The sequence below is a fragment of the Parafrankia discariae genome (assembly GCF_000373365.1).
Lineage (GTDB): Bacteria > Actinomycetota > Actinomycetes > Frankiales > Frankiaceae > Parafrankia > Parafrankia discariae.
The window spans coordinates 368,404-391,490 of record NZ_KB891103.1; the positions used below are offsets into that span (position 1 = coordinate 368,404).

Below are 23,087 nucleotides of genomic sequence, written 5' to 3' on the forward strand. Positions count from 1 at the left end.
CGCCGGACGGGCGGGCGACGTCAGACCAGGTTGAGCCGTCGGTCGGCCATCCCGATCGTGAGACGCTGACCCCAGGTCAGGGCCACCGAGTCGGTCTCGATGCCGTCGCCGAAGACGACCAGGCGCTCGGATTCGACCAGCAGCTCGAGCCGGACCGATCCGACGAGGAGCCCCTCGGTGCAGGCCGTCCCCGTGCTCGGAGACGGCCACGCCTCGCGGGTGAACCAGATCAGGGCAGGTGCCTCGCCGGCCGGCAGGTCGAGGGCGCTGTGCCGCTCCCGCCAGACGGACCGACACCACCCGGTGCTGCCCGTACCGGTGCTGACGATCAGCCCGGACGACGCCTGCCGCTCTGTCGTGACTCCGTCGTACCCGGGCGCGCGCAGGAGGTAACGGGCCGTCTGGTGGCCGGGGTCCCCGATGTAGACCTCGTTCAGGGCACGCACCACCTGTCCGTCGTCGGAGCGTGCCTCGACCATGGTGAGGTGGCGCAGCGGGCCGCCGGCCCCGTGGCCGTCGGCACCGCGCCCGTCAACACCGCGCCCGTCAACACCGCGCCCGTCGGCACCACCCGCGTGCCGGACCGCCTCGACGACAGCCAACAGGTGCCCGGTCTCGCCCGGCTGGTGCCGGACGAGCACCCCGGGGTTGCGCGCGGGGTCGGCGTCGATGCCCACGACGGGCTGCCGGTCGACGTACTTGGCGACGTTGGCGACGAGACCGTCCTGGCCGACACAGATGATCACGTCCTCCGGGTCGAACAGGAAACGGTCGAGGTCGGCGCGTTCCACCTCGCCACGCCGCCAGCTCGGCGGCACCGCGGCGGCCACCTGGCGCCGGGCCGCCGTCTGGGCGGCATGCCGAGCCTCCACCTCGGCGATGTCCCGGCCCCGCGACCGCAGGAAGAACTCCGCCTGGCCACGGGTGCCGTGGTGCTCGAGCAGCTCGGTGTACTCGGTACGCCGGTGGACGATCACCGCGCGCGGGGCGAGACTCACCGCTCGCCCCCGGCTGGCGCGCCGGCCGACGCGCCAGCCGGGGCCGCGGCCGTCAGGCCGGGCCGGACGAAGCGGGCGACCGCCTCGGTGAGGACGTCCGGTGTGATGGTGAGGGCGCCGATGTCCGGCAGGTGGTCGGCCAGGTCGCGCACGGCGAGGGCGACCAGCGTCGCCGTGTCCATGCCGGCGAGCGCGCCGATCCGGGCGGCCTCGGCGTCGGCCTCGGCCGCACCGACCAGGCGGACGGCGTCGGCGCGAGCGGCGGCCTCCAACCGCACCCGCCCGGCCTCGGCGCGAGCGGCGGTCTCGGCCCGCTCGGCCTGCGCGGTGGCACTGATCCGCGCCGCCGCCGCCTGCTCGGTCATCCGGCGTTGCTCGTTGGCGCCTTCCTGGACGACGAGCTGCTCCCCGCGACGGGCCAGCTCGATCTTGCTCTGCAGCTCGTTCTCGCCGATCCGACGCTCCTGCTCGACCGCCAGCGCGCGGCGGCTGTAGGTGGCGCGGTCGGCCTCGGTCTGGATCCTCTCCCGGGTGGGGGTGCCCAGCGCCTTCTCCATCTCCGGCACCGGCCGGATGGCGACGACCCGGACGCCCACGAGCGCGATCCCGGTCTGAGCGAGACGGGCGTCGCCGCCGAGACCCTGACCGACACGCTGACGGACCGCCGCGACACCGTCCACCAGGGCGTCGGTGAGCGGCATGCGGACGAGCTGGTCGGCGGCGTACTGCTGGGCGGTCTCCGTGATCATCTCGGCCAGCCGGGCGAGCGGGTCCTCGCGCCAGCTCCCCAGCTCCGGGTCGATGCCGAAGTCGAGGCGGCTCGCGGCGAGCGCCGGGTCGGCGATCCGGAAGGTGACGGTCGACTGGACGGCCACGTCGGCGAAGTCCGCGGTGCGTGCGTGGAAGACCACCGGGAGTTCACGGTCGTCCACGGGGACCTCGCTGATGACGGCGGTCCGCGGCCGGTACCAGAACACCAGGCCGACGCCCTCGTGGGCGACGGCGGTGCCCCGCTGGTGCCGGATGTACGCCGTCGGGGTGCCACGCAGGTGACGCAGGAACAGAACACGACTGATGTCGGCCATCGCCGACCTCCTCACCCTCTTATCGTCGAACTGACGATAAGAAGGACTGTAGGCCTCCACCCCCCTTTTCGTCAACCTGACGAGATACCATCGCGGCCATGACCACGCCGCCCGCCCCCGACCTCCGCGCCGCGCCCGGACTCGACGGGATCGTCCCGGTCGCGCTGGCCGTGGATCTCGTCGTGTTGACCGTGCGCGACGATGATCTCTGCGTGCTTCTGGTCCGGCGCGGGATCGAGCCCTTCGCGGGTCGCTGGGCGCTGCCCGGCGGGTTCGTCCGGCCCGACGAGGACCTCGACGCGGCCGCCGTCCGGGAGTTGCGGGAGGAGACCGGCCTGGCGCGCTCCACCAGCCATCTCGAACAGCTCGCCACCTACGCCGACCTGGGCCGCGACCCACGCGGGCGGGTGGCCACGGTCGCGTACCTGGCCCTCGCGCCCGACCTGCCGGTTCCCGTCGCCGGCACCGACGCGGCGGCCAGCCGGTGGTGGGCGGTCACCGACATCCCGCGAGCCGGCTCAGCCGGCGGCGTGGGCGGAGCCGGAGACCCGGGCCGTACGGGCGGCGGCGTGGGCGGCGGGATGACCGGGCTGGCCTTCGATCACGCCGGGATCCTCGCCGACGGGGTCGAACGTGCCCGCTCGAAGATCGAGTACAGCCCGGTGGCGACCGCGTTCTGCCCGGCCGAGTTCACCGTCGCGCAGCTGCGGCGGATCTACGAGATCGTGTGGGGGACCAGACTGGATCCCCGCAACTTCCACCGCAAGGTCACCCGCACGGCGGGCTTCCTCGTCCCGACCGGACGGACCACTACGCGCGACGGCGGCCGTCCGGCCGAGCTGTTCACCCGCGGGGACGCCCGCCTGCTGCATCCGGCGATGCTGCGGCCGGAACCCGGAAACCGCTGACCACCCGGCACCGGCGCGGCCCGGACCCGCCCAGCCCGGGTGACCCGAGGCCATTCGGCGCGAGTGTGGGTGGGAGCGAGCGCCAGTGGGGCGGAATCGACGTCCAGAACGGAACGATCGGGGCGAGGCGGGGGCAGGCCGCACCAATGCGGTCCTACCCGTGGACTCGCTCACGCGATGCACACATCAAGAAACTGTTAGTAACGCATCGTGTGCCGAGCGTGAGACAGTCTTCGTGGCCGGCCGCCCGGGTTCACCCCCCGATCGCCCGGGCGCCCGGCCGTCCAACCAGGTGATCCGCGGCGGGCCCAGCGCCGAAAGACTCGGCCGTGGGCCAGGCCCAACGCAGGGCGAGCCTCAGCGCGGGTCACGCCTCAGTGCAGGGCCGGCGGTTCCGCGGCCCGGGAGACGTCCTGGTCGAGCGCCGCGCGGCTGAGGGCGGCCGTCCAGCGATGGAAGTCGATCAGTGACGCGCGCGGCTCCTGCCGCCACAGCGCCTGGGTCACGTAGGCGGACAGGCCGTTCGGGCCGACCCGGCGCAGCACGACCTCCAGCAGATCGCTCGGCAGATTGACCGAGACGACCCGGTACCCCGGGTCCTGGTAGCCCGCCGCATCGTCGAACCCCGAGTCGTCCGCGTACACGCGATCCACCAATCCCGGCCGAGCGGGGCCGCATCTCGAACACCTGTCGCGATGCCCTCACCGACCCACGGGCCCACGGGACATTTCGCCCATGAGCCCCATCCTGACTCAGCTCTGCGCACTCCGCAATGGGTCCATGACCACGCCGAACCGGTCGGCCGACCCGTGCGCGGGCGCGCCACCCGGGGTGGGTCCGCCGCCGTCACAGCCGGCTCCCGCCCCGGGAACAGCCCAGTCGTCCTCGTCGGTGGCACCGTCGAGGGGACGATAGCCGTCCTCGTCGGCGGGATCGTAACCGGCTCGGGGATCGACGGCCGGCTCGTCCTCCACCGACTCGTCCTCGACCGACCGGTTGGCGGCCATCCGGTCGCGGCCGAGCGCGCCGATGCCGGCGGCGACCATCACCAGCGAGACGACGAAGGCGAGCAGGCGCGGGCCGTCCGGCGCGGGCTCGTCGAACAGGGTCAGCCCCAGGGTCACCGGGAGGAACGCGGAGACACCGCTGGTGACGGGGAAGGCGATGACCGCGGCCCGGCCCTGCAGACCGCGCTGTTCCAACCCGAGAGCCAGCACGGAGAACAGGATGAGGATGTAGGGCGTCGGGGTGGAGAGCAGGTCGATGAGGGTCGAGTCGCTGTTGCGGCGTTCGTGCACCGCGAGCCCGATCTGGCGGGTGGCCAGGGTCGCGATGGCATAGCTGACCCCGGCGGCCAGCCCGAACCCCAGTGCGGCCCCGGCGACCCTGCGTTTCGCCGCGGCCAGGTTCGCGCCGAACGCGCACAGCAGGGAGAAGATCAGCCCGAGGATCAGGAAGGCGAGCAGGACGCCGTTGCCCGCCGGGCTGCCGACCTCCGCGTTGCGGTGGAACGCGTAGGCGAGCAGCCCGACACCGGCGACCATCGAGCCCACGCCGCTCCAGCCGACCCGGCTGATCCGCTCGCCCAGCAATCGGCGCGCGAGCATGGTGAACACGATCATGTCGAGGGCCATCACCGGCGCGACGAGGGCGACCGGCGCCACCGACAGGGCGTAGACCTCCAGCAGGAACGAGCCGGCCTCCACCCCGAGGCCGACCAGCCACAGCGGGCGGGTGGCCAGCCGGGCCAGCAGCCCGAGCCCGAGGCCGGTGCCGGCCTCCTCCCTCCGGGCGGCCATCGCCTGCAGCAGCGGTGCGACCCCGTACAGGGCCGCCGAGACAACGGTCGTGGGCAGCCCGAGTACGAGCGCCGTGTTCATGCGCGGCTCACCATCGCAGCGTCCCATCCGCCGGCACGGGCGGCCCAGTCAGGGTGCGCCGCCGCAACGGCGGCGACCCCGGCGGCATCATCTCCCACAACGCGACGGCTCCCCCAGCACATCTCATGACGTCTCGACCCTCACGGCACCCGGCCCACCCGAGCCCGCGGCATCACCAGTGGACGCCCAGCCCGACCTGGGCCAGCGCCGCACCGAATGCCTGCTCCCAGGCCTGTGGGCTGACGGCGACCCGCTGCGAGGGCGGCTTGACCCGGTCCAGACAGGCCAGGGCCGACCGGGTCAGGGACAGCGAGTCCGTACTGGTCACCTCGGCGTGGCCACGGTCGAGTTCCTTCTGTAGGTTGTCCCGCCCGTGGCCGGGGACCACGTCCATCAACAGCAGGTCGCGCCCGATCACGCGAGCCTCGCTGCAGGTGTCCCCCGACGAGGTCACTACCAGGTTACTTGCAGCCATAAGTTCGGGAATCCGGTTGGTGAAACCGAACGGGATCACCCGGTGGTCGCGCTGCGCGAGGGCGGACAGCCGGGCGGCCAGCTTCTCGTTGCGGCCGGCGACGGCGAGCACCCACACCCCGGCGGCGGCGAGCGCCTCGGCCGCCTCGACCAGCGGGCCGAGACCCCACGACCCGGACATGAGCAGCACACACCGGCTCTCCAGCGGGATGCCGAGGTTGCCCCGGGCCTCCTCCTGGGTCGGCGGGTCGTAGAACGGGGTGCGCACCGGGGTCGGCACCACGGCGACCCGGGCCTGCGGGGCGAACCGGCGCACATAGCGGGCGGCGGTCTGGGACGTCACCAGGAACAGGTCGGTGTTGTCCTGCACCCAGATGCGGTGCACGCAGCAGTCCGAGGAGAAGACCGCCGTGGTCATCCCCGGGAACTCCGACTTCAGCCGGCTGACCGCCGCCGCGGCGGAGGCGAAGATGGAGATCACCAGATCGGCCGGCTCGGCCCGGATGTCCTCGCGCAGCCGCGGCACGAGGAAGTGGCTGGACGTCCGCTCGATCGCCCGCGCCACCCGCCCGCCCGTACGCAGCTGGGAGAAGTGCAGCGCGTCGTACACCCCCGGGACGGCGATCAGCCCGCGGAAGGCGTTCTGCCCGAGCGTGCCGTTGCGGCCGTCCGTCAGGCGCAGGCAGTCCGCGGTGCGGGTGTGGAACCCGCGGCGCTCCAGCGACGTCGCGCAGGCCTCGGCCATCACGTCATGGCCCATCCCGAGGGAGCCGGAGAGCAGCAGCACGTTCCCGCGCCGAGACTCGGGCTCGCCCGCCGCAGTGACGTCGTCCATGATCCCCTCGATCCCGTCCATCTTCGACATGCTCATTCCGATGAGGTCGCGGAGACGCCGAGATCCCCGATCGACGGCGCAGTCACCGCGGGTGGCTGCCGGTTCGCCTGATACCACTCGATGTACTGCCGGACGCCGTCCAGGAACGGCGTCGTCGGCCGCCAGCCGAGGAGGCCGGCGGCCCGCTGCGCGGAGATCTCCCGGCCGCGGAAGTCTCCGGGCCGGGCGGGCATGTGCTCGATCTTCGTACCGGGGAAGTGCCGCTGGACGGCCTGGGCCATCTCCAGCACGCTCACCGGCTCGTTGCCCTCCAGGGCGAGGGTGGTGTTCGCCGCCGAGTCGGCGAGCGCGAGCACGTGCGCGTCGGCCAGGTCACGGACGTAGACGTAGTTGCGGAACTGCAGGCCGTCGCCGGCGACGGTCAGCGGCCGACCGTGCGCGGCGTTGTGGACGAACCTGGCCAGCACCAGCTCGTCGCGCATGCCGGGGCCGTAGGGGATGCCGTACCGCAGGATCGTGAACGGGAGCCCGTAGGTCTGCTGGTAGCTGTGCAGTAGCAGCTCGGCCGCGAGCTTGGTCGAGGTGTACACGTGCCCGGCCCGGGCCAGCACGATCTCGGCGTCCTCGGTGAGCGGCGCGGGCCGCGGGTGCTCACCGTGCCCCGCCGGAGCCGGGATGCTGTCCGCCGGATGCCCGGATGGCTGCGCGGGCGGCTGGCCCGGCAGCCGCGCGGGCGAGTCGGCGACGGCGCCGTAGACCCAGACGGTGCTCGCGAACACGACGCGGCGGACACCGACGCGCCGGGCCGCCTCACAGACCTTGCCGGTCCCCTCCACGTTGAGGCGCACCGTTCGCACCGGGTCGGCGAAGGCGAAGTCGACGTTCGACATTCCGGCGATGTGGAAGACGACGTCCACGCCGGTGAACGCGTCGACGAGCGCGTCGAGGTCAAGAACGTCGATCTCGCGGTAGGCGGCACGCGGGTCGGGCCGCCCGCAACCGCTCAGATCGAGCGACAGCACCTCATGACCGGCGTCGAGCAGGCGGTCGACGACGTGTCCGCCGATGAATCCGGATCCTCCCGTGACGGCTATCTTCATCGCCAGGCACCGTCCAGTTCCATTCCGTGAACGACGGCACGGAATGCCGAGATGACATGTTCGGTCTCGGCGTCGGTCATGTCGGAATGCAGGGGCAGGCACACGTGCCGCGCGCAGATGTCCTCGGCGACCGGAAGCTGGACCCGCGCATACCGCTCGAACACCGGCTGCTGGTGCAGCGGGGCTTCGTACACCTCACCCGCCATGGAGACACCGTGGCCCTCCCGGAGCTCCTTCTTCACCTGTGCCCGGTCCACACCCCGGGAAAGGAGAACCGGGTACTTGTAGTAGTTGGTGACGCCGTCCTGGACCGCCAGCGGCCGTTCCACGCCCAGTTCGTCGATCGCCTGGTCGTAACGGGCCGCGACACGACGGCGGCGGGCCAGGAAGTCGTCGAGGTGGCGCAGGTGGGCGCGGCCGGTCGCCGCGTGCACCTCGCTCATCCGCCAGGCGTATCCCTCACGGATGTGAATGTTACCGAGGAATCCCGCCTTGCCCTGGTCGCGGTAGAGGAGGGCTTCGTCGCGCAGCCGGTCGTCCGAGGTGACGACCATTCCACCCTCACCGCACGTGATCAGCTTGGTCGGGTAGAAGGAGAACGACCCCGCCACCCCGAAGGAACCGGCGTGCCGGCCGGCGAGGCTTGATCCGTGCGCGTGGGCGGCGTCCTCGACGAGCACGATGCCCCGTTCGTCGAGCAGGCCGCGCAACTCGTCGATGTCCGGCGGGATCATGCCGCCGATATGCACGACGACAACGGCTTTCGTCCGCGGGGTGACGGCCGCGGCGACGGTCTCCGGGCTGAGCGCGAAGGTGTCCGCGCTCACATCCGCGAAGACCGGCGTCCCGCCGGCACGCAGAACCGCGAACGCGGTAGCGGCAAAGGTGTTGGTGGGCACGACGACGTCGAATCCGCCTACGTCGATGCTTCTCAGGATGATCTCGAGGGCGGCCGTTCCGCTGTTCACGGCGACGGCATGCCGCGCGCCGTGAGCGGCCGCGAACGCCGCCTCGAATTCCTGGGTGTGCACACCGAGAGTCAGGGCACCGGTCGAGAGGACCTCGGCCGCGACCGACGCGACCTCCGCGCGGTCTTCTGGCGAGAACACGATGCGCGCCGCGGGGACCTGCACCAGTTCAACCCCCCTAGGTCAACGAGCCTATTAGCTGTAGTCGGTCGCGCACGCAGCGCGAGCAGCTTCGAACGCTACCGGCTCGCCCCCGGGCCGGCTCGCAACATCGCGAAACCTGAACATCCGACTGGTCGAAACCAAAGGTCCGGTCCGCCCAGATCGCGTTGATTTGCACCGGACCCTGCCGTTGGCAGGCTACAGACCCCCGGCGGGACCTCGGTCGTTGCTGCCGCGTCGACGCCGCGACAACCCGGTCGACACATCACCGCACGCCTTTTTCCTTCACCTGATCTCCACCACAACGTAACTGTTCACAGTTTTTGCGCGACGTACCGCAACCGATGCCGGACGATTGCTACCCATCAGAATCGGCTGGGTTCGTGTTGTCATCACCAGGATGGGCGCGGATCACCAGATGGGTAGGCCCGATCGGTGTCAAACATCCGACGGCACGACAACCCATCCGGACACTGACCCACCGAACCGACACCTGCCGGACGAACACTGGCCGAACAGGGACGCTCCGAACGGGCACCCGTCGCCGGCCCGCACCTCGACGACGGCACCGCGCGCTCCGGACCACGCCCGGCGCGGCGCACACGAGTGTGGGAGAAGGCCCGTCGACAGGTTCCATCGGCATGCCACCGACATTCGACACGGGAGAAGAAGAAGTCCCGGCGGCCGCGCGGCTCCTCGCGTACGGGGGGAACGCAGGGAGTACACGGAGCTCGCCGGGACGTCTGTCCAGCTTACGACCCCCAGATGTCGGACGCGACAGGACTAAAGTCCCGAGCCTGGTCCGACCCACGGTCTGGCGGCGGGCTCACGCCTCCTCGAAGACGACCTCACCACGGTCCGCGTCGAAGAACAGCCAGTTGGACGGCCGCCCGATCGCCGGGCCCACGTTCACCACCACGGTGACCGGATCGGGCCCCGCGGGCCGTACCGGCACCGGCACCCCGGAGACCACCGGGACGGACCGGACCGCCCCGGACCGCCCGCTCCGGCGGATCTCGAAGACGGCCCGGCGGTGGGTGTGCCCCACCAGCACCAGCGGGACGGCCGGCACGTCGCGGACGCGGGGGACGAACGAGCCCGAGCCCGGATCGACATCCCAGCCGATCTGGTGGCCGTGCATCCCCACCGCGCAGTCCACATGGGTCATCGACACACCGGACAGCAGGGGGGCCAGCAGCTCCGGCACCTGCTCCGGAGCGAGCAGGTCCCGGATGCGTTCCTCCTGGTTGCCCAGGATCCGCCGCAGGTCGGCGAGCTCGGCCCAGAGTCTGGGGTCGGGCTCGACGACCTCGTCGAGGGACCAGAACCGCCCTGGATCGTGCCGGCGCATGGGCACCTTGGCCTCGAGGTAGTCACCCAGGCACACCACCTCGTCGACGCCGACCTCGTCGGCGGCGGCCAGGACGCGCCGCAGGGCCTTGCGTTTTCCGTGCAGGTCGGCCATGACCGCGTACCGCATGCCATCCAGCTTGCTCCGCAGACGGGAGCCTGGACGACACGATCAACAGAAAGATCACATCGAGTGAACAGAAGCCCCCCCTCCGACTACCCGGAGGGGTCAGCGCAGGACCAGGCCAGGACGATCGAGGGACCAAAAGGGCCAGTGCCGCGACCGGATTGTCACGTTGGCCACACCCGGGAAACACCAGGGTGCTTCACTGCGACCGTGCCGCGACCGGACGTACACGATGCGCATCGACATCTCGGGGTGCTGCCGGCCCACCCCTATTACGGTGGACCGCCGGTGGTCCCCGACGTCCGCGCCCGGGCGACGATCGCGCAGCTGCGCGCGGACCTGGACGCCGAACGGACGTCGGCGGCCGTGGTGATCCCGAACTACGGCGTGCCGGAGCCCTCGGTCGCCTTCGGGTTCAACGAGCTCTGCGTCGAGGCGGCCCAGGTGGACGAGCGGATCCTGGCCGGCCTGTGGGTCTCGGCCCGGCCCGAGGACACCGAGGCCACCGAGCGCGCGCTGGCGCTGGCGGGCGAGCGGGGGGTGGTCGCCCTCAAGCTCAGCTTCCTGCTTGGCGGGGACGTGACCGACCCGGCCTGCCGGAGCCGGCTGGACCGGATCTTCGCCGTCGCCCGCGCGCACGACCTGGTTGTACACGTCCACACCTCACCCGGAGGTGCCGCCGACGTCGACCGGATGGGCACGCTGGTCGATGACTACGCGGACGAGGTCACAGTTCATCTGGTCCATCTGGGTGGTGGCGCGAGTGGGCACATCAAGCTGATCGGCGGCCGCTTCTTCGACTGGGTCGCCGCCGGGCGCCGGGTCTACACCGACGCGAGCTGGGCGGTGGGCTTCGCGCCGCGGTGGTTCGCGGCGGAGGTGGCTCGTCGTGGCCTCGGCCACGATCGGCTGCTGTTCGCCAGCGACGAGCCGTGGAGCGACCACGAGGGCGAGCTCGCCCGGCTGACCAGCGCCATCGGTGACCCGGAGCTCGCCCGGCGGGTCCGCACGGAGAACTTTCATGATCTATATCTGCGGAAGCGGACACCGCGACCACATCCAGCGACTACTTAGTAACCGTCGGGCGGTCAAGATGTGGGTAGTCCGATCACAACCGCCCAGATCGAGACACCACCGACCGAGACAGGAGCACGCATGGAGCTGACGGAGCTGGAGCGCCAGAGCCTCACCGAGGTTCCACACCCCTCGCTGCCGCCCGGGAGCAACCTCTACGGCTCGACGAAGCTCTTCCCCGACTACCAGGCCGAGGACGGCGAGTCCTACCTGACGCTCATCCACGGCATCGCGCACGAGTCGTCGGTGAGCTTCGTCGCGATCCTCCAAGCCACCCGAGCACTACGTAAGGGCTTCGAGTCAGTCATCTACTTTTACGGGCCCGGCGCGATGAACTGCATGGCCACCCGCGGGTTCCCGCACACCGGCGACTCCGCGTTCGCCGGCGAGCACAACATCAACGCCCAGATCGAGACCTTCATCAAGGAGGGCGGCAAGGTCTACGTCTGCCGGTTCGGGCTCTCCCTGCACGGCCTGCGCGAGGAGGACCTCATCGAGGGCGTCATCCCGGCGCACCCGCTCGACATCCAGGACTGTGTGATCCATTACACCCGCAAGGGCGCGATCGTGAACTCGACGTACATGCTCTGACGCCCCGCGTCCGGCTCCGGGCGCTCCCGGCTCCGCCCACGGCGGGCGCCGCGCACCGCGAGCGCCGGGTACCGCGGGAGCCAGGCACCGCGGGTCCCGCGCACCGCGGGTACCAGACACTCGCGTTCCACCAGTTCCACCAGTTCCGACAGTTCCACAACCTGGCAGTACCTCCACCAGCAGCTTCTCCGCACCCAGCAGCTTCTCCGCATCTCGGCGTACCGGGCCCCGCGGACCTGGGCCCAGCAGGCACGGGCTCCCGCGCGCGTCCGCGCGCCGGCCGGCACCTCGGATGCCTCCCGGCCTCGGATGCCTCCGGACATCAGGCGCCGTCGAGGCCCGGCTGCCCCGAAATATCTCCACCCCGATATCTCCACCCCGATCTCCCGCCCAGGCCCACAGGCGCTGCCCCATCCGCCACCGGGCCGGGCGCGGATTCCCGACGGGAGACACAGATGAGAAACGGTCCGGCGGCCGAACTCCGGCCTGACGACGGAGCCGAGATCCCCGTGGGCGTCCGCCCGTCGGGCGGCCTCGACCTCGCGGTCCGCAGCGCCGTCGCCGTCCGCGGGGTGCGCGTCAACACCCCGGTACGCCGCCGCGGCGGCGCCGGCCCGAGCGACGACGGCCACGTCGTCGTCGCGGGCCAGGGGCTGGCCCTGCCGATCGTCCCCAGCAGCCCGTACTCCGTCGACGCCGGCCGGCTGCTGCTCGACGGTGTGGACCTCGGCGTCGAGGCCCGACCGGTGCGCCGGCCGCGCTTCTACGACCTGAGCACCGCCGACGGCGTCCCCTACTCCCAGCTCGCCCGGCTGCACGGCGCGGACGTCCTGGCCACGACCGTTCTTCAGACCTGCGTGCGGTACCAGGAGCCGGAGCGCTGCCGGTTCTGCGCGATCGAGGAGTCGCTGCGGACCGGGGCGACCACCCGGCTCAAGACCCCCGGGCAGCTCGCCGAGGTGGCGCTGGCCGCCGTGCGGCTCGACGGGGTGCGCCAGATGGTGATGACCACCGGCAGCACCGCCGGCCCGGACCGCGGTGCCGCGCTGCTCGCCGAGTGCGTGCGGGCGGTGACGGACGCCGTGCCGGGGCTGCCCGTCCAGGTGCAGTGTGAGCCGCCGGCCGACCCCGCGTTCATCGGTGAGCTGCGCGCGGCCGGGGCGAGCACGATCGGCATCCACATCGAGTCGCTGGACGAGTCCGTCCGGCGGCGTTGGACGCCAGGCAAGGCGACCGTCTCGGTGGAACGGTACGAGCGGGCGTGGGCCGAGGCCGTCCGGGTGTTCGGCCGCAACCGGGTGTCGACCTACCTGCTGATCGGGCTCGGGGAGGATCCGGACGAGCTGGTAGCCGGCGCCCGCCGGCTCATCGCGATGGGCGTGTACCCGTTCGTGGTCCCGTTCCGTCCGCTGGCGGGCACGCTCGCCGAGCGCGACGGGGCGCGGGCCCCCGAGCCGGGCCTCGTCGCGGACGTGACGGCCCGCGTCGCCGCCGAGCTGCGCGCGGCCGGCATGCGCGGCGCGGACCAGGGCGCGGGCTGCGCGGCCTGCGGGGCGTGCTCGGCCCTGCCCCAGGCCGGGGGGTGAGCGCGATGTCCAGCCTGCTGTCGGGGGGGCACTCGCCGATCCGGCACCGCACCGTGGACACGCTGGCGATCTGGGGTGACCGCCGCGCGCTGGCCGGCCAGCCGCCGTACCGCGTCGAACAGGCCGAGGACCTGGCCACCTTCACCGCCTACGCCCGGCTGCGGCGGGAGGTCTTCGTCGACGAGCAGGGCCTTTTCCCGGCGACGGTGGCCGGCGATCTCGACGAGGTCGACAGCGACCCGCGCAGCATCGTCCTGGTGGCCCGGGTGGTCGGCGGGCCGGAGGACGGCACGGTGATCGGCGGGGTCCGGCTGGCGCCGATCTGGCGCGGCGAGGACATCGGCGCCTGGCAGGGCGGCCGGCTCGTGGTCGCCGCGGCCGCCCGCGGGCGCTACGCGGGGGTCGGCGCCGCGCTGGTCCGGGCGGCGTGCGCGCGGGCCGAGAACGAGGGGGTGCTGCGCTTCGACGCCGCGGTGCAGCCCGACCGAGCCCGCTTCTTCGGCCGGCTCGGCTGGATGATCGCCGGGACGACCACGGTCGCCGGCCGCCCCCACGTGCTCATGCGCTGGCCCATCAACCGGCTGGCGGCGGTGGCGGCCTCGATCAAGGCCCCGCTGGCGACCCTGCTGGCCGGGATGCGCCCCGGCGGCCCCGGGTTCGTCGGTGACGACGGGGCACCCGTGCCCGGCACCGACGTCGTCGCGGCCTGCGACGCGATCGTGCCGTCGATGGTCGAGCGCGACCCGTACTGGGCCGGCTGGTGCGGCGTGCTGGTCAACCTCAACGACCTGGCGGCGATGGGTGCCCGGCCGGTGGGCATGCTCGACGCGGTCGCCGGCCCGACGGCGTCCCGGGTGGCCCGGGTGATCGGCGGGCTGCGGGCGGCGGCGGAGCGCTACGGCGTGCCCATCCTGGGCGGACACACCCAGCTCGGGGTGGCGGCCGCGCTGTCGGTGACGGCCCTGGGCCGCGCCGAACGGCCGATCCCCGCCGGCGGCGGCCTGCCGGGGCACGCGGTGACCCTGACCGCCGACCTGGGCGGCGACTGGCGCCCCGGGTACTCCGGCCGGCAGTGGGACTCGACCTCCGACCGCCGGACGGCGGAGCTGCGCGCACTGCTGGACCTGCCGCGGCGGCACCGCCCGTGCGCGGCGAAGGACGTCAGCATGGTCGGGATCGTCGGCACGCTCGGGATGCTCGCCGAGGCGAGCGGGTGCGCCGCCGAGCTGGAGGTGGCCGCGGTCCCCCGGCCGGCGGGCGCCACCGTCGGTGACTGGCTGACCTGTTTCCCCGGTTACGCGATGCTCACCGCCGACGTCGACGACCGGCCCGTCCCCGCGCTCAGCCCGGCGACGTCGCGGCGCTGCGGCCGGCTGCTCAACGGGACCGGAGTGACCCTGCGCTGGCCGGACGGCGTGCTCACCCCGGCGCTGTCCGGCCATGTGACGGGGCTGGGCCACGCGTGATCGCGGACCGCGGGGACGCCACACGCGGGGGGCCGGCAGCGGCCTCCCGCGCGGTGACGATCGCCGCGGTGACCGCTCCGTTCACCCGTGACCTGGACGAATGCCTCGCGGCGATCAGCGTGCTGGTCGCCGGGGCCCGCCGGCGCGGGGTGGATCTGCTCGTCCTGCCCGAGGGGGCGCTCGGCGGCTACCTGCGGGCGCTGCCGCCGCGTGGGGACGATCTGACCCCGCGCGGGGGGCCGCCCGCCCTCGACCCGGACGGCCCGGAGATCACCCGGCTGGCGGCGATCGCCGGGGATATGGTGGTCTGCGCGGGCTACGCGGAGCGTGACGGGCGATACCGGTACAACAGTGCGGTGTGTGTGCACGGTGGTGGCGTCCTCGGCCGACACCGCAAGGTCCACCAGCCGCTCGGTGAGTCCCTCGCCTACGAGGCCGGCCGCTGCTTCACCGCGTTCGACAGCCCGCTCGGCCGGATGGGGATGATGATCTGTTACGACAAGGCGTTCCCCGAGTCCGGGCGTAGCCTGGCGCTCGACGGCGCCGACATCATCGCCTGCCTGTCAGCCTGGCCGGCCGCGCGCACCCACCCGGCCGACGACCTCGCCACGGACAGGTGGCGGCACCGCTTCGACCTCTACGACCAGGTGCGCGCGCTGGAGAACCAGGTCGTGTGGGTGTCGTCCAACCAGGCCGGCACGTTCGGCTCGCTGCGCTTCGTCGGCAACGCGAAGATCGTCCATCCGGACGGCTCCGTGCTCGCCTCGACGGGCACCGGCGCGGGGACGGCCGTCGCGACGGTCGACGTCCCCGCGGCGCTGCGGGCGGCCCGCCGCGGCCTGAACCACCTGCGGGACCGCCGCGCCGCCAGCTACGACAAGCAGTGCCTGCTGGCCGGTGAGCCCTACGACCCGCGGCGGGCCGCCCAGCCGGCTGGCTCCCGCGCCGCCGACCCGCGCCCCGCCGACCCGCGCCCCGTCAGCCCTCGCCCCGCGGGACCGGTGCGCTGATGCCCGACGCGATCATCATCGGCGCCGGGGCGGCCGGCCTGACCGCGGGCCTGCTGCTCGCCCGCCGCGGCTGGCGGGTCGACGTGCTCGAACGGGACGTCGACGACCGGCCCGGCGACCTGGCCGGTGTGGACGGCTGGCGCCGGCCGGGCGCGACGCAGACCTGGCACTCGCACGCCTTCCTGGCCCGCTGCCGGTCGCTGCTGGCCGAGCACGCCCCGGACGTCCTCGACGCGCTGCGCGCCGCGGGCGCGCTCGAGGTCCGGCTCACCGAGCACGCGCCGCCGACGCTGACCGGCCCCGCGCCGGCCGACGACGAGCTCGTCGTCCTCGGATGCCGGCGGGCGGTACTGGACTGGGTGCTGCGCGAGGTCGTCGCCGCGCAGCCCGGGGTGACCGTCCGGTCGGGGACACGCGTCGTCGGCCTGCGCACCGAAACCGCCCCGGGCGGAGCCGGTGGCGGGATCGGAGCCGGTGCCGGGGCCGGGGCTGGCGGCGGGGCCGCGTTCTCGCGCGGGCCGGTGCTGGTCCGCGGCGTGCGGCTGGCCGACGGCTCCAGCCGGGACGCCGACCTCGTCGTCGACGCCGCGGGCCGGCTCTCGCCGGTGCGGCGGTGGCTGGTCGACGCGGGCGCCGACCTGCCCATGCCGGCCGAGGCCGACTGCGGCATCGCCTACTACTCACGCTTCTACCGGCGCACCGGCCCGACTCCGGACATCGCGCTCAACCGCGGTCACACCACCGGCGCCTCCTTCGACCGCTACTCCTGCCTGATGTTCCCGGCCGACGGCGACAGTTTCTCGCTGACCTTCGGGGTGCTCCCCGAGGACGCCGACATCCGGGTGCTTCGGCACGGCGCGGCGTTCGACGCGGCGGTGCGGTCCATCGAGCTGTTCGTCCCGTGGCTGGATCCCGCCGACGTACGGCCGGTCTCGCCGGTCACCGCGATGTCGCACCTGACCAACCGGCTGCGGCCGCTGGTCGCGGACGGGCGTCCGGGCGTGCTCGGGCTGCTGGCGATCGGCGACGCGGCGGTCATCACCAACCCCGCGCACACCCGGGGGGTCTCGCTCGGCGTCCTCGGCGCCGTCCGGCTGGCGGAGGTCGCGAGCACGCTGCGCGACCCCGCCGAACGGGCGCTCGCCCTGGACGAGTCGACGCGGGCGGAGCTCGCGCCGTGGTTCGAGGACTCGTGCGCCCAGGACGCGGCCCGGCTGCTGCGCTGGCGGCCCGAGCAACCGGTCGTCCCGCGGGCCCGGGGCGCCGAGCCCGCCGAGGGCGCGCCGCCGACCGGCTACACCCCCTGGCCGGCGGCCCCGGCCACCGGTGCGGGCGCCGCGTGGCCGGCCGGTGTCACGAACGGCGAGGCCTATCTCGCCGCGCGTCGCGACCCCGGGATCTGGCACCGTTTCACCCGGCTGCAGAACCTGCTCGCCACCCCGTCGGACGTGCTGGGCGAGCCGGGGTTCGCCGCGCGGGTCCGCGAGGTCCTGGCGACGGGCTGGCGGCCCGCGGGCGTGCCCGGACCGGGCCACGACGACCTGGTCGGGCTGGCCGCCGACGCGCTCGCCCGGGTCGGCGCCCCGGAGCCCCGGTGAGCGGAAACGGCGAGGCCCCGGCGGGCGAGGGCGGCGCGGACGGCCCGGCGGGCGGCAGCACGGTGGACAGGAGCGCGCCGGGCGGAAGCATGGCGGACGGCCCGCTGTCGGTGGCGCTGCTGACCTACTCCACCCGGCCCCGCGGCGGGGTGGTGGCCACCCTCGCGCTGGCCGAGGCGCTGGCGCGCGCCGGGCACCGGGTCAGCCTGTGGACACTGGCCCGCGGCGGGGACGCCGGCTTCTTCCGCCCGGTCGACCCGGCGGTCGAGGTGGTGGCGGTGCCGTTCCCGGAGATCGCCGGAGAGGCGGTCGGCGCGCGCGTCCTGCGCTCGATCACCGTCCTGCGGGAGGCCTTCGAGGCGTTTCCCGGTGGGTACGACATCGTCCACGCCCAGGACTGCATCACCGCGAACGCCGTGGCCGACTGCATGCGCACCGTCCACCACCTGGACGCCTTCACCACCCCCGAGCTCGTCGCCTGCCACGAGCGGGCGCTGCGCCGGCCGTACGCGCACGTGTGCGTGTCGGCGGCCGTCGCGGCCGAGCTGGCCGACGGCTGGGGGATCACCGCGACGGTGATCCCGAACGGCGTCGACGCGGCCCGCTTCAGCGCGGCGGCCGGACCGGAGGACCCCGCCCGCACGGCCCGTGAACGCTGGCGGGCCCGGCTCGGCCGGTACGTGCTCGCCGTCGGCGGGATCGAGCCCCGCAAGGGGACCGCCGACCTGGTCGAGGCGTTCGCCCTGCTGCGGGAGCGGGCGACGCCGGTGTCGCTCGTTCTCGCCGGCGGGGAGACCCTCTTCGACTACCGCGGGTACCGCGAGCGGGTGCTGGCCAGGGCCGCGCGCCTCGGCGTCGAGCCCGTCATCCTCGGGCCGGTGGCCCACGAGGAACTACCCGCCCTGGTCGCGGCGGCGGACGTGTTCGCGTTCCCGTCCGTGAAGGAGGGGTTCGGGCTGGCCGCGCTGGAGGCGCTGGCCGCGGGCGTCCCGGTGGTCACCCGTGACCTGCCGGTACTGCGCGAGGTGCTGGCCGCGGCCGGGGACGCGGTGCGTTTCGCCGCGACACCGGCCGGCCTCGCGGCCGCGTTGGAGGCGTACCTGGACTCCGCGGAACAGGGTGGCTCCACGGAACAGGGCCATCGCGCGGAAGCGCCCGCGCGGCCAGCCGGGCGGGCCGCCGGGCAAGCGGTCGCCTCGGGGTACAGCTGGTCGGCCGCGGCCGACCGGCACGTCGCCCGCTACCGCGAACTGATCAGGGCGCGGTCCACCGGCCGGCCGGCCGGCCGCATCAGCGCCACCACCGACAAATCATCTGTCTCACTGTAAGAATTTAATAACGGAGAGCGATAGCCCGGATCCGGACGGTCCCACTGGGTGTCGAATCGACTCTGCTCCGTCGGTCGAGTCGAGTCGGAAATCCGACGAATGTGTCACGGTGCCGATGGACCCCGGCCGCACCGCGCCCACGGTGTTTCATCGAGGATGCGGCGGTCGCCGAGAACCACAACGACGAGCCGAACGGCAGACATAGATGTATGACGAAGCACCGGCCTGGTACGAGGCCGCCATCGATACTCGTCCCGAGCGGCTGGAGACCGAGGTCGACGGGACGACCATCAGCTACCGGTGCTGGGGACGGGTCGGCGGCCCCGCGATCGTGATGGTGCACGGTGGCGCGGCCCACGCGGGCTGGTGGGACCACATCGCGCCACTGATCCCGGCCGAGTACCGGGTGGTCGCCCTGGACCTGTCGGGCCACGGTGACAGCGGGCGCCGCGAGGAGTACTCGCTGAGCACGTGGGCGTCCGAGGTCGTGGCGGTGATCGACCACGCCGGGATCACGTCCCCACCGATCGTCATCGGGCACAGCATGGGTGGCTGGGTGACCATCACGACGGCCGCCGAGTACCCGGACCGCGTCGCCGGCATCGTCGTCGTCGACTCGCCGGTGAAGGAGTCGACCCCGGAGGAGCGCGCCGCCCGCGAGCGGACCGCCTTCGGCCCGCTGCGGGTCTACGCGACGGCGGCCGACGCGCTGGCGCGGTTCCGCACCGTCCCCGAGCAGCCGAGCAGCCTGCCCTACATCATCGACCACATCGCCCGGAACTCCATCGGGGCGATGCTCGGCGGCTGGACGTGGAAGTTCGACCCGAACGTGTTCGGCAACCGGACGCCGTCCCCCGAGATCCTGCGCAAGGTGCACTGCCGGGTCGCGCTGTTCCGCGCCGAGAACGGGCTGGTCACCCCGGACATCGGCGAGCTGATGTACAACCTGCTGGGCCGGGTCGCGCCGGTCATCGAGATCCCGCTCGCGGGGCACCACGTGATGCTCGACCAGCCGCTGATGCTGGTCACCGGGATCCGCACCATCCTCGCCGACTGGGAGCACTCGTCCCCCCAGGAACGCGCCGACTAGCCGGCCGGCCGGCGGGGCGGGCCGGCACCCTCTGCCACATCCACGGTTAATCCGAGGTCGGGCGGGCATCCGGGTCTACACCGATCCGAATGGACACCGCCGGAGGGCGGGGTCAGGTCCGGTCGAGAAGGAGACGGCATGACCAGCACCTACACCCGCCAGCCCACGACGTCGACCCCAGCACCCCCCGCCGATCTCCCGGTCGCCCCGGGAGGCGTCCCGACATCCGCGGACGGCGTGCCCGCCGACCAGGCCGGCATCCCGGGCCTTCCGCCCGATGCCACGGTACGGATCACGCCGTCAGCCCCCGCCACGATGACGGAGCCCCGGCCGGCCTCGACCGGCCGCCTCGTCTCCGACGTGGCGGCGGACGTCTCCACCCTGTTCCGCCAGGAGATCGCACTCGCCAAGGCCGAGCTGCGCGCGGAGGCGACGAAGGCCGGCAAGGGCGCGGGGATGTTCGCCGGAGCCGGCGGGGCCGGCTACTTCGCGCTGCTCTTCGTCCTGCTCGCGGTCATGTTCGGGCTGGGCGAGGTCATGGCGCTGGGCTGGGCCGCGCTGATCGTCGGAGTGGTGCTCGCCGCGGTCGCCGCCGTGCTCGCCCTGCGCGGCCGCAGCACGGTCCGCGAAGTGCACCCGGCGCCGACGCAGACGGTCGAGACGCTGCGCGAGGACGTCCAGTGGGCGCAGAGCCGCCGCCACTGAGCCCGTCCGGCCCACCGCCACCCGCGACCAGCAACCAGCGACGAGCGACGGAGAAGACGTCCCAGGCCGACGTCCAGGCCGAAAGGAAGGCGCGCGTGACCAGCACAACACCTGACGAGATCCGGGCCGACATCGAGGCGACCCGCGCCCAGCTCGGCCACGACCTCGACGAGCTCTCCGACCGCATCAGCCCGCACAAGGTCGCCGGGCGCACCGCCGCCGGGGTCAAGGACAAGGTCGCGGGGGCGGGCAGCGCGCTGAAGCCGAAGCTCGACGAGGCGACCGTCCGGGCCCGAGGGACCGCCGGGCACGCGGCCACCGCCGCGCAGCAGACGGCCCACCGCCAGCTCGACGCCCACCCGCAGGTCGCGGACGTCCTGCACCGGACGACGGCGACCGCCGGCAGCGCGATGACCGTCGGCCGGGAGAAGGCCGCCCAGACGGCCGCCGCGGGGCGTGCGAAGGCGGGACCGCTCATCACGGCCGGGCGTGACCGGGCGCGGGAGAACCCGCGCGCGGCCGGCTCGGCCGCGGGCGGAGCGGCGGCCCTGGGCGTCGTGGCCGCCCTGATCGCCCGCCGCCGCCGCCGGCGCCGCGCCGGCGGCGTCTGATCACGGCGATTCCGGCGGCGGCGGTACCGCGTGACCGCTGACCGATCCGGTGGCCACGGCTGATCCGGTGGCCACAGCCGATTCCGAGGTCGGCGCGCGCGGCACGGCGACGATGCCGTGCCGCGCGCGCAGCTCGCGCATCCGCGACTCCTGGTCGGCGCTGATCTCCTCCTCGGCGAGGCGCGCCTGGGCCGTGTCGGCCGTCCAGCGCACAGCGGTCTCGACGCCGTCGCGGCGCAGCAGATAGTCCTCCCAGCGCCCGGCGAGCCGCGCCGCGACCACCGGAGCCAGATCACGGCGTTCCCGGGCGGTGTGACCGACCTGGAGCGCGTCGACCTCGACGGCGGTCTCGTCCCGCCAGCGCTCGAGCCGCTCGCGCTGCCGGTAGGAGGTGCGGTCCAGACCACGCTTGAACAGCAGCGGGGCGAGGTCGACACCGAGCAGGAGCAACGTCAGCAACAGGCGCCACACCAGGACCGAGCGGTCCTCGGTGGTCAGCCGCCAGAACGCCTTCTCCCGCATCAGCAGGTCGTCCGCCGCGCCCGTCGTGGCCTCCACCGTGCCCGCGAAGGCGGAACGGCTGGCCTGCTGAGTGGCTTGGAACTTGTCAAGGTCGCGCTGGGCGGCGTCGCGCAGCCGGGTGGCGTCGGTGACGGCGACGGTCGCCGCGGCCAGCTCGGCCAGCTTGATCTGATAGACCGGGCCGGCCCCGCCCAGGCAGTCCGGGCCGCCGGCGAGCTGGCAGTTCACCTCCGCAGTCTTCGCCTCGACGAGATCGTCGGCGGCGTCGAGGCCTTTCTGTTTGGCGGCGAGATCGGCCGTGCGGGCGGCGATCTCGCTCTCCTGGTTCGCGTCCCACCCGGCCAGTACGCGCCCGGCGTCCTCCTGCTGGATCTCGGCGACCCGGTTCGCGATCGAGGACTCGAAGATCCGGAGAAGCACCGTCTCCCCGACAATTACCGCCGCGCACACCGCGATGAACACCCGGACCGCCACGGAGAATCCGGCCCGACCGGTCTCCACTCCGCCGTCCGCGCCATAACGGTACGGGGTCTGGGTCAGCAGGACGGACCGGTCGATGAAGAAGATGAACAGGGCGTAGAAGATGCCGAAGGGCAGCGCCTGGAGTGTCCCGATGCCGAACCCGATGGCCACCACCGTCGACCCCGCGCAGGTGGCGAGTGCCGCCGTCAGCAGCATCAGCGTGCCGGCGGTGACGAAACGGGCGCGATCCGTCGGCGGGAGGAATTTGGCCTGCGCACCGGCGAAGAATGCCAGCATGTCCCCGAAAGCCCGCACCGGGCCAGGCCGGCGCATCCGCTCACGGGAATGTTCGGAAGTCTGCGGTGAATCTGACACAGGACCCCCGTCCAACCGGTACCTCACAGATTCGCGCAGCATTTTGCCGGGCGGATCGGGCGCCGCCGGTTACGCCTCCGGGCAGCGCGGCAACGTTATCTCCCGACCGCCGTCCCCACAATTCACGGCCGAGATCGGCGGCCCGGTGGGGCGGTCAACCGGATTTGTCGTGCCCGGGATAGTCTCTTTTTCGGCGGAGGTGCCGGCGCCAGCCGGGCCGAGTTCGGACGGAGCGAGCGATGGCACAGATCAGTGTCGAGGTGGAACGGATCGTCGGCGGCCCGCCGGAGCGGGTGCTGGCGCTGCTGGCCGACTACGCGGGCACGCGGGCCGAGCTGTGGCCAGAAATGATCACCGACTACAAGGTGGTCGAGGGCGGCGAGGGCCCCGGTACCCGGATCACCTACCGGCTGCACGCCACCCGCAAGCGCGTCCGCGAGGTGGACGCGCTGGTCAGCGCCCCCGCGGCGGGCAGCCTGCTGGAGACCGACCAGTGCTCCTCCCTGCGCACCCGCTGGCAGGTGCGCGCGGCCGGCGCCGGCGGCAGCACGGTCACCGCGCTGACCACCTGGGACGGCGCGAGCGGGGTCGGTGGGTTCTTCGAGAAGACCTTCGCCCCGATCGGCATCCGCAAGCTGGGCAACGCCGTCCTGGACGGCCTGGAGACCCGGCTGCGCCAGCCGGCCTGACCAGCGGTCTCCTCCGCGAACGGGGCCGGGGCCGGGCTAACCGGCCTCGGCGGCGCCGACGGGCGGCGTTGCGCACCCTCCGCGACACCTGGG

General features: G+C 73.2%; 21 protein-coding genes. 12 read left to right on the forward strand and 9 right to left on the reverse strand.

Annotation, left to right across the window (positions count from 1 at the left end; all coding sequences use genetic code 11):
- Nucleotides 1-20 precede the first annotated feature (20 nt).
- Both B056_RS0103775 and B056_RS0103780 read right to left on the reverse strand, forming a co-directional pair.
- Nucleotides 21-998, reverse strand: coding sequence for an NAD(+)/NADH kinase (locus B056_RS0103775; protein WP_018500572.1), 978 nt, complete (start codon nucleotides 996-998; stop codon nucleotides 21-23).
- Nucleotides 995-2,083, reverse strand: coding sequence for an SPFH domain-containing protein (locus B056_RS0103780; RefSeq protein WP_018500573.1), 1,089 nt, complete (start codon nucleotides 2,081-2,083; stop codon nucleotides 995-997). Before B056_RS0103780 ends, B056_RS0103775 begins: the two co-directional genes overlap by 4 nt.
- 98 nt (nucleotides 2,084-2,181) lie before the next feature.
- Between B056_RS0103780 and B056_RS0103785 the strand changes: the two genes are divergently transcribed.
- Nucleotides 2,182-2,991, forward strand: a complete 810-nt coding sequence (locus B056_RS0103785) for an NUDIX hydrolase (RefSeq protein WP_018500574.1) — start codon at nucleotides 2,182-2,184, stop codon at nucleotides 2,989-2,991.
- A 374-nt stretch (nucleotides 2,992-3,365) separates the two neighbouring features.
- Here B056_RS0103785 and B056_RS0103790 read toward each other — a convergent pair whose 3' ends face one another.
- From B056_RS0103790 to B056_RS0103815, 6 genes are all read right to left on the reverse strand, one after another.
- Nucleotides 3,366-3,644: a hypothetical protein gene (locus B056_RS0103790; RefSeq protein WP_018500575.1), complete on the reverse strand. Its 279-nt coding sequence runs from the start codon at nucleotides 3,642-3,644 to the stop codon at nucleotides 3,366-3,368.
- Between the two features lie 99 nt (nucleotides 3,645-3,743).
- Nucleotides 3,744-4,871 carry a DMT family transporter gene (locus tag B056_RS0103795; protein ID WP_018500576.1) on the reverse strand — a complete coding sequence of 376 codons (1,128 nt, stop codon included), beginning with the start codon at nucleotides 4,869-4,871 and terminating at the stop codon, nucleotides 3,744-3,746.
- Nucleotides 4,872-5,043: 172 nt separating this feature from the next.
- Nucleotides 5,044-6,216 (reverse strand): glycosyltransferase family protein, encoded by a 1,173-nt coding sequence (locus B056_RS0103800; protein WP_018500577.1) that lies wholly within the window; start codon nucleotides 6,214-6,216, stop codon nucleotides 5,044-5,046.
- Complete coding sequence (locus tag B056_RS0103805; RefSeq protein WP_018500578.1) at nucleotides 6,213-7,280, reverse strand: NAD-dependent epimerase/dehydratase family protein; 1,068 nt, start codon at nucleotides 7,278-7,280, stop codon at nucleotides 6,213-6,215. Before B056_RS0103805 ends, B056_RS0103800 begins: the two co-directional genes overlap by 4 nt.
- Nucleotides 7,277-8,413 carry a DegT/DnrJ/EryC1/StrS family aminotransferase gene (locus tag B056_RS0103810; RefSeq protein WP_018500579.1) on the reverse strand — a complete coding sequence of 379 codons (1,137 nt, stop codon included), beginning with the start codon at nucleotides 8,411-8,413 and terminating at the stop codon, nucleotides 7,277-7,279. Before B056_RS0103810 ends, B056_RS0103805 begins: the two co-directional genes overlap by 4 nt.
- A gap of 823 nt (nucleotides 8,414-9,236) precedes the next feature.
- The gene (locus B056_RS0103815; protein ID WP_018500580.1) at nucleotides 9,237-9,890 is read right to left on the reverse strand and encodes a metallophosphoesterase family protein; all 654 of its coding nucleotides are present in this window, start codon (nucleotides 9,888-9,890) and stop codon (nucleotides 9,237-9,239) included.
- Between the two features lie 207 nt (nucleotides 9,891-10,097).
- On the opposite strand from B056_RS0103815, the gene B056_RS0103820 reads away from it, so the two are divergent.
- From B056_RS0103820 to B056_RS0103865, 10 genes are all read left to right on the forward strand, one after another.
- A complete protein-coding gene (locus tag B056_RS0103820; protein ID WP_051105522.1) occupies nucleotides 10,098-10,961 on the forward strand; it encodes an amidohydrolase family protein in 864 nt (287 codons plus the stop codon).
- A gap of 81 nt (nucleotides 10,962-11,042) precedes the next feature.
- The gene (locus B056_RS0103825; RefSeq protein ID WP_018500582.1) at nucleotides 11,043-11,552 is read left to right on the forward strand and encodes an MSMEG_0572/Sll0783 family nitrogen starvation response protein; all 510 of its coding nucleotides are present in this window, start codon (nucleotides 11,043-11,045) and stop codon (nucleotides 11,550-11,552) included.
- 455 nt (nucleotides 11,553-12,007) lie between these two features.
- A complete protein-coding gene (locus B056_RS0103830) occupies nucleotides 12,008-13,138 on the forward strand; it encodes an MSMEG_0568 family radical SAM protein (protein ID WP_018500583.1) in 1,131 nt (376 codons plus the stop codon).
- Between the two features lie 5 nt (nucleotides 13,139-13,143).
- The gene (locus tag B056_RS0103835; protein ID WP_026239290.1) at nucleotides 13,144-14,604 is read left to right on the forward strand and encodes an MSMEG_0567/sll0787 family protein; all 1,461 of its coding nucleotides are present in this window, start codon (nucleotides 13,144-13,146) and stop codon (nucleotides 14,602-14,604) included.
- Nucleotides 14,601-15,614: a carbon-nitrogen hydrolase family protein gene (locus tag B056_RS35030; protein WP_018500585.1), complete on the forward strand. Its 1,014-nt coding sequence runs from the start codon at nucleotides 14,601-14,603 to the stop codon at nucleotides 15,612-15,614. Before B056_RS0103835 ends, B056_RS35030 begins: the two co-directional genes overlap by 4 nt.
- Nucleotides 15,614-17,212, forward strand: coding sequence for an FAD-dependent oxidoreductase (locus B056_RS45270; protein ID WP_018500586.1), 1,599 nt, complete (start codon nucleotides 15,614-15,616; stop codon nucleotides 17,210-17,212). The genes B056_RS35030 and B056_RS45270 overlap by 1 nt, the downstream gene beginning before the upstream one ends.
- A 104-nt stretch (nucleotides 17,213-17,316) precedes the next feature.
- Nucleotides 17,317-18,540, forward strand: coding sequence for an MSMEG_0565 family glycosyltransferase (locus tag B056_RS0103850; RefSeq protein ID WP_051105533.1), 1,224 nt, complete (start codon nucleotides 17,317-17,319; stop codon nucleotides 18,538-18,540).
- A gap of 205 nt (nucleotides 18,541-18,745) precedes the next feature.
- Nucleotides 18,746-19,630, forward strand: a complete 885-nt coding sequence (locus B056_RS0103855; protein ID WP_018500588.1) for an alpha/beta fold hydrolase — start codon at nucleotides 18,746-18,748, stop codon at nucleotides 19,628-19,630.
- 138 nt (nucleotides 19,631-19,768) lie between these two features.
- On the forward strand, nucleotides 19,769-20,335 hold the full coding sequence (locus B056_RS0103860) for a phage holin family protein (protein ID WP_018500589.1): 567 nt from the start codon (nucleotides 19,769-19,771) through the stop codon (nucleotides 20,333-20,335).
- Between the two features lie 95 nt (nucleotides 20,336-20,430).
- Nucleotides 20,431-20,946, forward strand: coding sequence for a DUF3618 domain-containing protein (locus tag B056_RS0103865; protein WP_018500590.1), 516 nt, complete (start codon nucleotides 20,431-20,433; stop codon nucleotides 20,944-20,946).
- Here B056_RS0103865 and B056_RS0103870 read toward each other — a convergent pair whose 3' ends face one another.
- On the reverse strand, nucleotides 20,947-22,227 hold the full coding sequence (locus tag B056_RS0103870; protein WP_051105534.1) for a DUF4407 domain-containing protein: 1,281 nt from the start codon (nucleotides 22,225-22,227) through the stop codon (nucleotides 20,947-20,949). It abuts the gene before it with no gap.
- A gap of 317 nt (nucleotides 22,228-22,544) precedes the next feature.
- Between B056_RS0103870 and B056_RS0103875 the strand changes: the two genes are divergently transcribed.
- Complete coding sequence (locus tag B056_RS0103875) at nucleotides 22,545-22,994, forward strand: SRPBCC family protein (RefSeq protein ID WP_018500592.1); 450 nt, start codon at nucleotides 22,545-22,547, stop codon at nucleotides 22,992-22,994.
- Nucleotides 22,995-23,087: the final 93 nt, after the last annotated feature.

What these genes read in the sequence shown, in the direction of transcription:
- B056_RS0103780 (WP_018500573.1), bottom strand. Translation starts at nt 2,083, where the DNA reads ATGGCCGACATCAGTCGTGTTCTGTTCCTGCGTCACCTGCGTGGCACC.
- B056_RS0103785 (WP_018500574.1), top strand. Translation starts at nt 2,182, where the DNA reads ATGACCACGCCGCCCGCCCCCGACCTCCGCGCCGCGCCCGGACTCGAC.
- B056_RS0103795 (WP_018500576.1), bottom strand. Translation starts at nt 4,871, where the DNA reads ATGAACACGGCGCTCGTACTCGGGCTGCCCACGACCGTTGTCTCGGCG.
- B056_RS0103800 (WP_018500577.1), bottom strand. Translation starts at nt 6,216, where the DNA reads ATGAGCATGTCGAAGATGGACGGGATCGAGGGGATCATGGACGACGTC.
- B056_RS0103805 (WP_018500578.1), bottom strand. Translation starts at nt 7,280, where the DNA reads ATGAAGATAGCCGTCACGGGAGGATCCGGATTCATCGGCGGACACGTC.
- B056_RS0103815 (WP_018500580.1), bottom strand. Translation starts at nt 9,890, where the DNA reads ATGCGGTACGCGGTCATGGCCGACCTGCACGGAAAACGCAAGGCCCTG.
- B056_RS0103825 (WP_018500582.1), top strand. Translation starts at nt 11,043, where the DNA reads ATGGAGCTGACGGAGCTGGAGCGCCAGAGCCTCACCGAGGTTCCACAC.
- B056_RS0103830 (WP_018500583.1), top strand. Translation starts at nt 12,008, where the DNA reads ATGAGAAACGGTCCGGCGGCCGAACTCCGGCCTGACGACGGAGCCGAG.
- B056_RS0103835 (WP_026239290.1), top strand. Translation starts at nt 13,144, where the DNA reads ATGTCCAGCCTGCTGTCGGGGGGGCACTCGCCGATCCGGCACCGCACC.
- B056_RS45270 (WP_018500586.1), top strand. Translation starts at nt 15,614, where the DNA reads ATGCCCGACGCGATCATCATCGGCGCCGGGGCGGCCGGCCTGACCGCG.
- B056_RS0103855 (WP_018500588.1), top strand. Translation starts at nt 18,746, where the DNA reads ATGTATGACGAAGCACCGGCCTGGTACGAGGCCGCCATCGATACTCGT.
- B056_RS0103860 (WP_018500589.1), top strand. Translation starts at nt 19,769, where the DNA reads ATGACCAGCACCTACACCCGCCAGCCCACGACGTCGACCCCAGCACCC.
- B056_RS0103870 (WP_051105534.1), bottom strand. Translation starts at nt 22,227, where the DNA reads ATGCTGGCATTCTTCGCCGGTGCGCAGGCCAAATTCCTCCCGCCGACG.
- B056_RS0103875 (WP_018500592.1), top strand. Translation starts at nt 22,545, where the DNA reads ATGGCACAGATCAGTGTCGAGGTGGAACGGATCGTCGGCGGCCCGCCG.